Origin of the sequence: Burkholderia pyrrocinia (assembly GCF_001028665.1) — a bacterium.
Lineage (GTDB): Bacteria > Pseudomonadota > Gammaproteobacteria > Burkholderiales > Burkholderiaceae > Burkholderia > Burkholderia pyrrocinia.
This window is the reverse complement of sequence record NZ_CP011504.1, coordinates 1,559,863-1,573,969: the sequence shown is the minus strand read 5'-3', so window position 1 is coordinate 1,573,969 and position 14,107 is coordinate 1,559,863. Positions and strand designations below refer to the sequence as shown.

Genomic DNA, 14,107 nt, shown 5'->3' with positions numbered 1-14,107 from the left:
GGTTTATGCTGTAGAGCCGGTTTGGAACATTTTCAGCAGACCAGAATCATGGCAAGAACGGCCCGGATCGTCGAAATCCCGTCGCTCGGCGCGCTCGATCGCGCGGCCGGCGACCTGAGCCGCCAGCTCGCGCAGGCGCTGCGCGACGCCGTGCGCCGCGGCGACGTTCGTCCGGGCGACACGCTGCCGTCCACGCGGCTGCTGGCGGCCGCGCTGCAGGTCGCGCGCGGCACCGTCGTCGACGCGTATGCGCAACTGGTCGCCGAAGGCTTCCTCGAATCGCGCGGCGGCGCGGGCACGCGGGTCGCGCACGCGCTCGCCGAACCACCGCCCGTCGACAAACCCGAACCACCCGCCCAACGCGGGCGCCCGGCGCGCGCCGGGCTGCCCGAACCGGCCGCCACCTTCGCGCGGATCGCCCGCGAATTCCTTCCGCTGCCGGCCATGCCGTTCGCGATCTCGGTGCCGGTCGGTCTCACCGCGCCCGACGACATCTGGCGCCGGCTCGGCAACCGCCTGCGCGCGCGCGGCGCCGGCGCGCCGTCCGGCTATGCCGATCCGCAAGGCGCGCTGCCGCTGCGCGAAGCGATCGCCGACTACGTGCGCCGGTCGCGCTCGGTGCGCTGCACGGCCGACCAGGTCGTGATCACGAGCGGCACGCAGCAGGGGCTGCATCTCGCGAGCCAGGTGCTGCTCGGCGCGGACGATCAGGCCTGGGTCGAGAATCCGGCCTATCGCGGCATCACCGCGCTGCTCGAAAGCACCGGGCGACGCGATGCGATGGTCCGCGTGCCGGTCGACGCCGACGGCATCGACGTCGACGCGGGCATCCGCCTGGCGCCGCACGCGCGGGCCGCATTCGTCACGCCGTCGCATCAGTACCCGCTCGGCATGCCGCTGAGCATGGCGCGGCGCAACGCGCTGCTTGCATGGGCACGCGCACAGCGCGCGTGGGTGGTCGAGGACGACTACGACAGCGAACTGCGCTACGAAGGCTATCCGTTCCCGTCGCTGCAGGGGCTCGACCCCGATCGCGTGATCTATCTCGGCACGTTCAGCAAGATCCTGTTTCCGTCGCTGCGGCTCGGCTACGTGATCGCACCCGACGATCTCGTGCCCGCGTTCTGCGGCGCGCGCGTGCTGATGGATCGCCATGCGCCGACCGCCGACCAGCACGTGCTGGCCGCGTTCATCGCGGAAGGCCATCTCGACCGCCACATCCGCCGCGTACGCGGCGTGTACGCGGAGCAGCGCGCGCTGCTGATCGACACGCTCGGCGCGCGGCTGCCGCGCGAACGCGCATGGGTGCAGCCCGGCGACCAGGGGATGCACGTCGTGCTGTGGCTCGCCGAAGGGATCGACGATCTCGACGTGGTCGCGCGCGCGGCGAAGGCCGGCGTCGCGGTGCGCGCGGTGTCGCCGATGTTCGCGCCGGGCACGGCCCGCCCGGGGCTCGTGCTCGGCTTCGGCGGGTTCGGCCGCGCGCAGATGGAGGCGGCCGCGCAGCGGCTCGCGGACGTGGTTTCGTCGGAAGAATCGCGGCCGGTCGCACCGCAAAAGGTTGTCCGCAGGCAACAAACGTAATCGTCTGTAACTCCTGCAAGCAAAAGGCCGTTTCGGCCGCCGGCAAGCGTGCGCCGTTTGCTAGGATCGCGCCTCTTCCGTCCACGCCCCTGCCGCCGTGAATCGCTTCGTGCCGTTTCTTCGAGACGCGTGGCTCCGCTGCCGCGCCCGTGTCGCACCGCTCGCCGCCGCCTGCCGTGCGCGCACCCGCGCGCTGTGCGCCGGCGCGCTGCATCGCCTGCGTCATCCGACGCGGCGCGGCGTGGCGCTGACGCTCGCCGCGATACCGGTGCTGGGCCTGCTGGTCCTGCTGGCGTTCGTTCCGTTCACGCCGAGCATCGGCGACATCCGCAAGGCGCGCATCGACCGCCCCGCGCGCGTGCTGTCGGCCGACGGCGAGCTGATCGCCGAGTTCCGGCCCGTCAACCGCGAATGGGTGCCGCTCAAGCAGATCTCGCCGCACATGGTCGACGCGCTGATCGCGACCGAGGACCACCGCTTCTACTCGCATCACGGCATCGACTGGCGCCGCACGATCGCGGCCGGGCTGCACACGTTCTCGGGCGCGCGCCAGGGCGGCTCGACGATTACGCAGCAGCTCGCGCGCAACCTGTACCCGGACGAAGTCGGCCGTTCGCTGACGCTCACGCGCAAGGTGAAGGAGCTGATCACCGCCTTCAAGATCGAGACGGTGTACAGCAAGGACGAGATCCTCGAAACCTACCTGAATACCGTGCCGTTCCTGTACAACGCGTACGGCGTCGAGATGGCCGCACGCACCTACTTCGGCAAATCGGCGGACCAGCTCGACATCGCCGAAAGCGCGACGCTCGTCGGGATGCTGAAGGGCAACAGCTACTACAACCCGGTGCTGAATCCGGAACGCGCGGTACAGCGGCGCAACATCGTGCTCGACCGGATGGCGACGATGGGCATGCTGTCGCCGCGACAGCTCGCGAAATTGCAGCGCCAGCCGCTGCGCGTCGACTTCGAACCGCAGACGGCGCAGCCCGGCCTCGCGCCGCACTTCGCGGTGCAGCTTCGCAAGTGGCTGATCGCGTGGGCCGACCGCAACAACTACGACCTCTACTCGGATGGTCTCGTCGTACGCACGACGCTCGATGCACGGCTGCAGGACATCGCGACGCAGGCGCTGACGCAGCAGACCGAGCGGCTGCAGGCGATCGCCGACAGCGCATGGCGCGGCCCGTCCGGCTGCGGGCTGCGCAACGACCTGTTCCGCGGCTTCATCCGCCAGACGCCCGACTATCGCAGTGCTCGCGACGCAGGGCTCGCCGATGCGGCGGCACTGAAGCAGCTCGGCGCGAATCGCGAATTCGTGCGCGCGCTGTGCGAGCGCAAGACGCAGGTGCAGGCTGGCTTCGTCGCGATCGATCCGCGCAACGGCGCGATCAGGGCATGGGTCGGCAGTCCCGATTTCGGCAGCGAGCCGTTCGATCACGTCGCGCAGGCGCGACGCCAGCCGGGCTCGACGTTCAAGCCGTTCGTCTATGGCGCGGCGTTCGCGGACGGCATGCGGCCGGGCGATACGTTCATCGACCGCCCGGTCGCGATCCCGATCGACGGCCGCGCGGTCTGGCGCCCGACCGATGAGGAGCCGCCGACCGGCGAGCCGATGACGCTGCGCGACGCGCTCGCGCTGTCGCGCAATCGCATCACCGCGCAGGTGATGCAGCATGAAGGCGCCGCGAAGGTCGCGCAGCTCGCGCGCGCGATGGGTGTGCGCGACAGTCCGCTCGACGCGGTGCCGTCGCTCGCGCTCGGCACGAGCCCCGTCACGTTGAAGGAGATGGTGTCCGCGTACGGCACGATCGCGAACCGCGGCGTGTACGTCGCGCCGCAGATGATCACGCGCATCGAGGATCGCGACGGCAAGGTGCTCGCCGCATTCGGCAGCGCGCCGCCCGAACGTGCGTTGCCGGCGCCTGCCGCGCAGACGCTCGTCGACGTGATGCGCGATGTCGTCGATTACGGCACCGGCGCCGACATCCGCTCGCGCTACGGGATTCGCGTCGACGTGGCCGGCAAGACGGGCACGACGCAGGACAACGCGGACGGCTGGTTCATCCTGATGCATCCGCAGCTCGTGGCCGGCGCGTGGGTCGGCTTCGACGACGGCAGCGTGACGCTTCGCAGCGACTACTGGGGGCAGGGCGCGCACAGCGCGCTGCCGATCGTCGGCGGTTTCTACGATGCGGCGCTGCGTGCGCGCGCGATCGATCCGCGCGTGCAGTTCTCGCCCGACTTCCGGCCGCGCAGCGCGCCGGCGCCAGCGCCGAGGCGCCGTCCGCATCCCGGCCTGTTCGACTGGCTGAAGTTTTTCCACTGAGCGTGCCGCCGGCGGGCAACGCCGGCCGGCGTGACGGCTACCCGTTTCATTGACGCGTCGCCGCCGAATAGCGTGGCTCGAAGACGACGCGCCCCGTCACGTCGACGAGACCGACCTTCCCGTCGCGTTCTGCCAGGAGCGCGTCGCGCTCCGGCGATCAGTCGAGCGACGTCCATTCGGGCCGCGCGCGCCACTGCCCGTCGCGGCCGACCAGGCCCCAGTGCTCGTGCTCGCACACGGCAACGGCTTCGCCCCGCACGAACTCCTGGATTTATTCTCATCCTTGCACCTCCCGCGCCCGGCGGACCGGCCGTCAATCCGCCGTATCGCCGCCCTTCGGCAACTTCGACCATGCCTTGCGCCCCGGCGACGGCGACCACGCCGGACGCGTGTTGCGTGCACTGTCGATCACGACCAGGTAGCGGCCCGCGATCGGCGTGATGTCGCGATCGCGACGCAGCACCCACAGCGACTTGCCGGCCTCGACGCGCGCCTGGTAGTCGTCGTCGAGCAGGCCGTGCCGGTCGAAGAACATGTTCAGCGACGCGGGAATCCGCACGCATCCCTTCGAGTGCCGGATGCCGAGCAGCGCTTCGAGGCGGTCGGGGTCGGTCGCATGCATCTGGAAGCGCATCGGCGACACGCCGCCCTTGCCCCAGCCGCGCTCGCCGTCCTCCCATCCGAAGTCGTAGATGCGCATGTCGCGGTGGCCGTAGCCGCGAATGCCGTTCTCGTTCGTCGTGCCTTCCGCGCGGAAATCCATGTTGTCGGGCGAATGATGGAACACGCCGAGCGGCGTCAGGAAATGATCGTACTTGCCCGGCAGCCCGGTGCCGACCGGCGATGCGCCGATCATCAGCCACGCATTGGCCGGCGTCGCGCGGAAGTAGATGAACAGCGCCTGCACGTTCGGCGCGCGGTCGACCATCGCGACGTATTCGCCGGCCAGGTCGCCGAGGTCCGCATCGGCGAGCGCCTTCTGGAGCCGCTCGCCGTATGCGCGCTGTTCGCTGATGGGTACGTTCAGGCGCCGCGTGACTTCCTGCGTGAAACGCTTGCGCGTGTCGATCGCGCGAGCCGTCGCGTTTTTCGCCTCGTCGGCCGACAACGGCGGATGTCGGCGCGGCGGGGTCGGCACGGGCGGCTCGGCCTCGTTGGCCGGCACGGCGGACGCGGCCGACACAGGTTCGGCGGTGGACGCGGGGGAAGCCGCTGACGTAGGCGCTGCAGCGGACGCGGCGGAAGCCGCCGACGCGCCCGATGCCGCGCCGGCAGGCTCCGCATGATGTACGTGCGATGCCGCGGGCGCGGGCTGCACGGCCGATGCGCTCGACGATGCATGCGCGTGCGACGCCGGATGCACACGGGAAGCCGCCGACGCGGGCGACGCAACTGATGAGGATGACGTAGCAGCGGACGACGGGACGTCGGGTGCGGCAAAGGCAGGCCGCCCGGCAAGAACGGAAACCGGCAGCGCGGCAGCGAGCCACATATACGTGGCGACTGCGCGGGTACGGCAACGCGGCTTCGCAAATCGCCGCGTCAGGCTGGAAAGCATCATACGTTCGAAGCCATCGGCCGATCCGGCCGCCGCATGTTGCTGTTGCGGGCGGCGCATCTTCCGCGCGAGCCATCGATACGTCCGGCGCATCGTGTGCGCCCGGCGCCGACGCCTCTTCGCGGCGGAGCCGTTCGCTGATGCAACGCGTGCGGTCCGATGGCGGCTAATGAGTCGTCAGGCCCTTCATTTTACGCGTCCGCGCCAGCATCTGCAGCGACGAAAGTCGCGGCTTTGCGGCAGATTTGCGCTTCGTCACGCATTGTTTCAACTCGTTTCCGCTTGCGGCTTCATTGCGCGGCAAGCTTGTGTGTTGGGCGTTTCAGCGCGTGTAACCGGAAGAAGGCTTGCGCATTCCGTCCGCAACGATGTTCTCGCCAAATAAATTCGTATGCCAAATCATTTCGGCGATGCAGTTTCCGCCCAAAGCCGCATCGCACGCGTGCCGCACGAACCATGCGGCACGCGTGCGCAACCACTGACTACTTCGAGATGGTTTCGAGCGCGATGCCCTTCGTGCGCGGCCCCATGAGCCCGATCGCGGCCATCACGATCGCCATCGCGCCTGCGATGAACGCGAACACGCCGAAGGTACCGAAGCCCTTCAGCACGGCCGCGATCGCGAACGACGAGAAGATCGCCGAGAAGCGGCTCCACGAATAGACGAAACCGACGGCCCGTGCGCGGATCGACGTCGGGAACAGCTCGGCCTGATACGCGTGGAAGCTGTACGACATGATGTTGCTCGCGAGCGTGAGGCCGATGCCGAGCACGATCAGGAATGCGCCCACCGTCGTCTGGCTGAACAGCAGCCCGCAGACGACGATCGCCGCCGCCATCGCGACGATCACCGACTTGCGCTCGAAGCGGTCGGCGATCACGAGGCCGATCAGCGGGCCGATCGGCGCCGCGAGCGCGATCACGCTCGAATACATCAGGCTCGACGTGATCGTGATGCCCTGCTTGATCAGCAGCGTCGGCACCCAGTTCGCGAAGCCGTAGAAGCCGACCGTCTGGAACACGTTGAAGATCGTCATCATGATCGTGCGGCGGCGATACGGCGGCACCCACATGTCGCGGAAGCTGCCGCGCGGCGGCACCGGTTCGGCCGGCGCAGGCGGCGGCAGCGGCCGCCCGTATTCGGCTTCGACCTTCGCCTCGAGCGCGCGCATGATGCGGTCCGCTTCGTCGACCCGGCCCTGCTGCGCGAGCCAGCGCGGGCTTTCCGGCAGCTCGCGGCGAATCCACCACACGAACAGCGCGCCATGCGCGCCGATCAGCACGACCCAGCGCCAGCCGTCGAGGCCGAGCGGCGCGTGCGGCACGAACAGGTATGCGAGGAACGCGACCACCGGCACCGCGACGAACCCGACCGCCTGCTCGCACGCGAATGCGCGGCCGCGGATCTGCTTCGGCACGAGTTCGGAGATGTACGTGCCGATCGTCACCATCTCGACGCCAAGCCCGAGACCGACGACGAAGCGCCAGAAGTTCAGCCCGGCCGCGGTGTCCTGGAACGCCATCACGACGTTGGCGGCCGTGTACCACAGCAGCGACCACGTGAAGATCGCGCGGCGGCCGAAGCGGTCGGCGAGAAAGCCGCACGCGATCGTGCCGATGAACAGCCCGGAGAACAGCGCGGCGATGAAGCTCGCGACACCCGTAGTGCCGAACAGCCCGTGCGTGGTCGCCGAAAGGATGCCGCTTTTCACGAGGCCGGGCGCGACGTAGCCGCTGTAGAGCAGATCGTAGAGCTCGAAGAAGAAGCCGAGGCTCAGCAGTATGACGAGCTTCCAGACGCTGCGGGTGGGCGGCAGGCGGTCGAGGCGGGCCGAGATCGAGCCGGGGTCGACGGATGGGGATTGGGAAGATGCCTGCGAAAGGCTGTCCGTTGAGGCCATCTTGGGCGCGTCTCCTGATCGTGTCGTGTTGTGTGTTGTTGTCCGGCGACCGTCGAGCCGCCGTCGGGCGAATCGCTGCATTGTACCGGCACGCCCATCCGGCGCACGCGCACGCCAGCGTGCCCGCCGAATTGCACGCCCCGAACCGAACCGGACGCCCCGATTTCGCGCCGGACATTGTGTAAATTGCGTAACCGTCTGTCGGGTACGGCAAACGCGTCGGAACGGCGATCCGGCGCCTCCCGCGCCGCGCCTCGGCGGTCCCGGCCCGACGGTACGGGCCTGACACGCCGTTTCGCGCGGGCGCGCGCCGCGGAAATCGCCGCAAACGGGGTACGCAATCGGTACAACCACGCGTTCCCCGCCCCGGTAACATGCTTACCGGGCCAACTACCGGCTTCCGGACGCCTTTCGGCGGCCGGTATTGTCGGCAAATCGTAAGCATTCCATGTTCATACAACGACTATCCACGTACGCCCGCCGGGTCGCGCTGGTCGCGCTGCTGCAGTTCGCGGCGATCGCGACCGCGTCGGCGTTTCCGGCGCCCGCTTCCGCCCCGGGCGCGAGCGGCACCGACGCGTCCGTGCCGGCCATCTCGCTGAACGACGCCGTCGCGCAGCTCAAGCGGATGCAGGGCGACCAGGACCGCATCAAGCAGCAGACCTCGACCGCGTCCAACAGCAAGGAGCTGGACGCGCTCGGCGATGCGACGCAGGAACTGAGCACCGACGTCGCGAAGCTGCAGAGCGAGCTCGTTCCGCAGCGCGCGCAGGTCCAGGCGCAACTCGACGTGCTCGGCCCGGCGCCGGCCGAAGGCGCCGCGCCGGAAACGCCGGCCGTCGTGAAGCAGCGCGCGACGCTGGACGCGCGCAAGACGCAACTCGACGCCGCGCTGAAACAGGCCGCCGACCAGAAGACCAATCTCGCGAACCTGACCGAACAGTTCGCGAAGCTGCATCGCAGCCAGCTGAAGAACCAGCTCGCGTTCCGTTCGGGCGGCATCTTCAGCGCGCAATTCTGGCTGCCGCTGTTCCAGCGTTCGCCGGACGACATCCAGCGGCTCGAGGATTTCAACGACGAATTGCGCGACATGTTGCGTTCGTCGTGGGTGCCCGGACAACGGGCAATCACCGCGCTGCTGCTGATCGCGTCGTTCGCGATGTGGCTCGGCGGCCGCCGGCTCATCGAGCGCGGGCTCGCGTGGATCTGCCTGAACCGCCTGCCGCCCACCCGCTTGCGCCGCAGCGCGCTGGCGCTGTCGACCGCGCTGTCGACATTCCTGGCAACCGCGTTTGCCGTTCAGATCCTCTATCTCGCAGTCGCGCGCCACTACGAGCTCACGCCGTCGCTGACCGATCTGTGGGACCAGTTCGCGAAGCTCGCCGCGACCTGCGCACTGATCGCCGGGCTCGGCCGCGCGCTGCTCTGCACGAGGCATCCGTCGTGGCGCCTGCCGGCGCTCGCCGATCCCGTCGCGCGCGCGATGAGGCCGTTCCCCGGCATCCTGGCCGCGCTGCTGCTGATGTCCGGCACGCTCGAATCGATCAACCGGATCGTCGACACCAGCCTGTCCGTCACGCTGTTCGGCCGCGGCATCGTATCGGTCGTCGTCGCATTGACGGTCGGCGCGTCGCTGCTGCGCTCGAACCGCGCGCGCAGCGCGCTCGCGGCGGCCGGCGAGGCGCCCGAGCAGCGCTCGACGCTCGCCGGGCTGATCCACGCCGGCGTCACGCTGGCGATCGTCGTGTCGCTGATCGCACTCCTGATCGGCTACATCACGGTCGCGCGCTTCATCACCTACGAACTCGTGTGGTTCGAGATCGTGCTGTGCGCCACCTATATCCTGATCCAGTTGACGCGCGATGCGAGCGAAAGCCTGTTCTCCGTGAGCCTGTCGACTGGTCAGCAGATCAAGCACCTGTTCGCGCTCGAAGACCGGCACCTCGACCAGGCCCGCACGGTCCTGTCCGGTTTCGGCACGAGCCTGCTGATGCTGATCGCGGCCATCGCGCTGCTGACGGGCGGCTTCGGCACGACGCCGGGCGACCTGCTCGACAGCGCGGTCGGGATGATCGGCAGCCAGCGGCTGCAGAGCCTGAACATCATGCCCGACCGGATCCTGAACGCGGTAATCGGGTTCGCGATCGGCTTCTACCTGCTGCGCTCGCTGCGCCGCTGGCTCGACGGCGAGTTCATGCCCGCGCTCGGCATGGATACGGGGATGCGCGTGTCGCTGATCACGCTGTTCACCAACGTCGGCTACGTGCTGCTCGTGCTGATGACGCTGGGCCTGCTCGGCGTCAGGTGGAACAACCTCGCGTGGATCGTCAGTGCGTTGTCGGTGGGTATCGGCTTCGGCCTGCAGGAGATCGTGAAGAACTTCGTGTCGGGGCTGATCCTGCTGACCGAGCGTCCGGTGAAGGTGGGCGACATGATCAGCATCGCGGGCGTCGAAGGCGACATCCGCCGCATCAACGTGCGCGCGACCGAGATCCAGCTCAGCGACCGCTCGACCGTGATCGTGCCGAACTCGCAGCTGATCTCGCAGAACCTGCGCAACGTGACGATGGGCAACAGCACGCAGGGCGTCGCGACGCTGGTGCTGACCTTCCCGCTGAACACCGATCCCGAGCAGGTGCGCGACCTGCTGCTCGATGCGTACCGCGCGCATGAGGCGATTCTCGAGAAACCGGCGCCGTCGGTGACGTTCAGCCAGCTCACGCCGGAAGGGATCACGCTGAGCGTGACGGGCTACGTGTCGAGCCCGCGGATCGCGAGTTCGACGAAGAGCGACCTGCTGTTCGAGATCCTCAAGCAGTTGCGCGCGGCGGGGATCACGCTGTCGAGCCCGCAGATGCTGGTCGTGCAGAACATGCCCGCGGTGGGCGACGCGTAACACGGCGCACGCGATCTCGCCGTTGCGCAGACGAACAAAGGGCCGGTTACCGCATCGCGGCAACCGGCCCTTTCGATTCATGCGCCGCGCCCTTTCAGGCGCCCCGCATTACACGTCGAACTTCACACCCTGCGCCAGCGGCAGCTGCCGGCTGTAGTTGATCGTATTCGTCGCGCGACGCATATAAGCCTTCCACGCATCCGAACCCGACTCGCGCCCGCCGCCCGTTTCCTTCTCGCCGCCGAACGCGCCGCCGATCTCCGCGCCGCTCGTGCCGATGTTCACGTTGACGATCCCGCAATCGCTGCCCGCCGACGACATGAACTGCTCGGCCTCGCGCATGTCGTTCGTGAAGATCGCCGACGACAGCCCTTGCGGCACCGCGTTGTGCAGGTCGATCGCGTCTTCGAAGTTGTCGTAGACCATCACGTACAGGATCGGCGCGAACGTCTCGCGCTCGACCACCGCCGATTGCTTCGGCATCCGCACGATTGCCGGACGCACGTAGTACGCATCCGCGTGACCGATATCGATGCGCTCGCCGCCCTTCACTTCGCCGCCCTGCTCGCGCGCATCGGCCAGCGCCTTCTGCATCGCGTCGAACGACGCGCGATCGACCAGCGGGCCGACCAGCGTGCCTTCTTCGAGCGGGCTGCCGACCTTCACCGACGTGTAGGCCTTCTCGATGCGCGGCAGCAGTTGCTCGACGATGCTGCGATGTACGATCAGGCGGCGCAGCGTCGTGCAGCGCTGGCCGGCCGTGCCGACCGCCGCGAACGTGACCGCGCGCACGACGAGATCGAGATCGGCGCTCGGCGCGACGATCATCCCGTTGTTGCCGCCGAGCTCGAGGATGCCGCGCGCGAGACGCTGGCTCAGCACCTTCGCGACTTCCGTGCCCATCCGCACGCTGCCCGTCGCGCTGACGACCGGCACCTTCTTCGACGCGGTCAGCACCTCGCCGACATCGCGCATGCCGAGCACGAGCTGGCTCAGCCCTTCCGGCGCGACGCCCGGATGCGTCTTGTCGAACTCGCGCAGCGCCTTCTCGAGCAGCACATGGCAGGCGATCGCGGTAAGCGGCGTCTTCTCCGACGGCTTCCACACGACCGGGTCGCCGCACACGAATGCGAGCGCCGCATTCCACGCCCACACCGCGACCGGGAAGTTGAACGCCGAAATCACGCCGCACACGCCGATCGGGTGCCACGTCTCCATCATCCGGTGGCCCGGGCGCTCCGACGCGATCGTGAGGCCGTAAAGCTGGCGCGACAGGCCGACCGCGAAATCGCAGATGTCGATCATTTCCTGCACTTCGCCGAGGCCTTCCGACGTGATCTTGCCGGCCTCGAGCGTGACGAGGTGGCCAAGCGCGGCCTTGTGTTCGCGCAGCACGTTGCCGAACACGCGCACGAGCTCGCCGCGCACCGGCGCCGGCACCGTGCGCCACTTGAGGAATGCTTCGTGCGCGGCGTCGATCTTGCGCTCGGCGTCGGCGGGCGTGTCGACAGCCAGCGTCGCGAGCGTCGCGCCGTCGAGCGGCGAACGCGCGGTCAGCGCATTGCCTTTCCACTGGGCGAGATCGATATCGAGCGCGGCAAGAATGTCGTTGAATTGCATCACTTCCTCTTCAGGGACAGATTGATCGGTGCGGCGGCAGCGCCGCCCGCGTGATTCGATTGGAGCGCGTTCGCGCGCCCTGTGCAAGCGGATGCGCAACTCGGCGGGCCCGGTGCGCCGCACGGCGCATCGCGCTGCGCCGCCGCCGGAAGCCCGGCCGGACGGCACGCCCTCGCCTCGCGAGGCACGATCCATGAAACACATTGTCGGCGGCCACAAGTCGGGCCGCTATTGATATTAACTCACGACTTCATTCCCAAAACGCAACACCTCGGCGGCCAGACCGATGCGTTTTTGTGCCGATACGGGACGTTTCCAAAGCCCGTAGCCGGGCCGCCGGACGCGTCTCGACATGACGCAAGTTGATGACAAAGCCGCATCACCCTGTTCGGAAATATCGTTTGCCGGCCCATGCATCGGGCACACACAATCGATGCGACGTCGAGGTGCAACGCACCCGGCGCGCCGCCGGCCGCCACTACGGCAGCCGGACGACAGACGAAGGCGACACGCATCGCGGCCCGGTTCACCCGGCCCGTTTCCGCGAAGCATCACCGCTGCCCGGCCGGCGGCCGGCAACGCGTCGCGCTTCGTCACCGAAAGACAATCCCGGAGACAGCGCCCAGCACCCGCCATGCATTCAGATGCCCGCCCCGATTCGCCCCATCCGTCCGGCTCGCCGCCCGCGAAGCCGTCCCTCCACCGCGCGCTGCAGGCCCGCCATCTGCGGATGATCGCGATCGGCGGCTCGATCGGCACGGGCCTGTTCGTCGCGTCCGGCGCGTCGATCTCGCAGGCCGGCCCCGGCGGCGCGATGCTCGCGTACATGGTGATCGGCCTGATGGTCTATTTCCTGATGACGAGCCTCGGCGAGATGGCCGCGTTCATGCCCGTGTCGGGCTCGTTCGCAACCTACGGCGCGAAGTTCGTCGACGAAGGCTTCGGCTTCGCGCTCGGCTGGAACTACTGGTACAGCTGGGCCGTGACGCTGGCGGTGGAGCTCGTCGCCGCGCAGCTCGTGATGCACTACTGGTTTCCGCATGTGCCGGGCGTCTGGTGGAGCGCGCTGTTCCTCACGCTGATCTTCGCGCTCAACGCGCTGTCGGTTCGCGGCTTCGGCGAGGCCGAATACTGGTTCGCGCTGATCAAGGTGCTGACGGTGCTCGCGTTCGTCGGCGTCGGCCTGCTGATGATCTTCGGGATCATGCAGGGCGGCCCGAGCGCGGGCTGGGGCAACTTCACGATCGGCGACGCGCCGTTCGCCGGCGGCTGGGCCACGATGCTCGGCGTCGCGATGATCGCGGGCTTCTCGTTCCAGGGCACCGAAATGATCGGCGTCGCGGCCGGCGAATCGGAAAACCCGCGCACGACGATCCCGCGCGCGGTGAAGCAGATCTTCTGGCGCATCCTGCTGTTCTACGTGTTCGCGATCTTCGTGATCGGCGTGCTGATTCCGTATACCGACCCGAGCCTGCTCAAGAGCGACGTGACCGACATCGGCGTGAGCCCGTTCACGCTCGTGTTCCGCCACGCGGGCCTCGCGTTCGCGGCCGGCGTGATGAACGCGGTGATCCTGACGGCCGTGCTGTCGGCCGGCAACTCGGGCATGTATGCGTCGACGCGGATGCTCTACAACCTCGCGGTCGAAGGCCGTGCGCCGCGGCTGTTCGCGAGGCTGTCGCCGGGCGGCGTGCCGCGCAATGCGCTGTATGCGACGACGGCCGTCGGCGCGCTGTGCTTCCTCACGTCGCTGTACGGCGACAAGACGGTGTACCTGTGGCTGCTGAACACGTCGGGCATGGCCGGCTTCATCACGTGGCTCGGCATCGCGGTCAGCCACTACCGGTTCCGCAAGGGCTTCCTGAAGCAGGGCTACCGGCTCGACCAGTTGCCGTACCGGTCGAAGTGGTTCCCGTTCGGCCCGCTGTTCGCGTTCGCGCTGTGCGCAGTCGTCGCGCTCGGCCAGGACTACCAGGCGTTCCTCGCCGACAAGATCGACTGGGTCGGCATCGCCGCGACCTACATCGGCCTGCCGTTCTTCCTCGCGATCTGGCTCGGCTACGCGCTCGTGCGCAAATGCCGCCTGGTGCGCTACGAGGACATGGAGATCGCGCCGTGGATCGAATGCAACGCGACACCCGAAACGGCACCGCAGGCCGAAACCGGCTACGCGGGCTTCGTCGCCCGCCCGGCCAACCCGACGCCGGGCGCCTGACGGC

7 protein-coding genes are annotated in these 14,107 nt (G+C 68.5%); 4 read left to right on the top strand and 3 right to left on the bottom strand.

Annotation, left to right across the window (positions count from 1 at the left end; all coding sequences use genetic code 11):
- The first annotated feature begins 48 nt into the window (after window positions 1–48).
- Together pdxR and ABD05_RS23260 are read left to right on the top strand one after the other, a co-directional pair.
- Window positions 49–1,584 (top strand): MocR-like pyridoxine biosynthesis transcription factor PdxR, encoded by a 1,536-nt coding sequence (gene pdxR, locus ABD05_RS23265; protein ID WP_047902407.1) that lies wholly within the window; start codon window positions 49–51, stop codon window positions 1,582–1,584.
- 97 nt (window positions 1,585–1,681) lie between these two features.
- Window positions 1,682–3,913, top strand: a complete 2,232-nt coding sequence (locus ABD05_RS23260) for a penicillin-binding protein 1A (protein WP_047902406.1) — start codon at window positions 1,682–1,684, stop codon at window positions 3,911–3,913.
- Between the two features lie 313 nt (window positions 3,914–4,226).
- Here ABD05_RS23260 and ABD05_RS23255 read toward each other — a convergent pair whose 3' ends face one another.
- Window positions 4,227–5,564 (bottom strand): hypothetical protein, encoded by a 1,338-nt coding sequence (locus tag ABD05_RS23255; RefSeq protein WP_082146200.1) that lies wholly within the window; start codon window positions 5,562–5,564, stop codon window positions 4,227–4,229.
- A gap of 389 nt (window positions 5,565–5,953) precedes the next feature.
- Window positions 5,954–7,372, bottom strand: coding sequence for an MFS transporter (locus ABD05_RS23250; protein ID WP_047902404.1), 1,419 nt, complete (start codon window positions 7,370–7,372; stop codon window positions 5,954–5,956).
- A gap of 448 nt (window positions 7,373–7,820) precedes the next feature.
- Between ABD05_RS23250 and ABD05_RS23245 the strand changes: the two genes are divergently transcribed.
- Entirely contained in the window at window positions 7,821–10,268 is a 2,448-nt protein-coding gene (locus ABD05_RS23245) for a DUF3772 domain-containing protein (protein ID WP_047902403.1), read from the top strand.
- Between the two features lie 108 nt (window positions 10,269–10,376).
- Here the strand turns inward: ABD05_RS23245 and amaB are convergent, their stop codons facing one another.
- Window positions 10,377–11,888: an L-piperidine-6-carboxylate dehydrogenase gene (gene amaB, locus ABD05_RS23240; protein WP_047902402.1), complete on the bottom strand. Its 1,512-nt coding sequence runs from the start codon at window positions 11,886–11,888 to the stop codon at window positions 10,377–10,379.
- Between the two features lie 634 nt (window positions 11,889–12,522).
- Between amaB and ABD05_RS23235 the strand changes: the two genes are divergently transcribed.
- The gene (locus tag ABD05_RS23235) at window positions 12,523–14,103 is read left to right on the top strand and encodes an amino acid permease (protein WP_047902401.1); all 1,581 of its coding nucleotides are present in this window, start codon (window positions 12,523–12,525) and stop codon (window positions 14,101–14,103) included.
- Window positions 14,104–14,107: the final 4 nt, after the last annotated feature.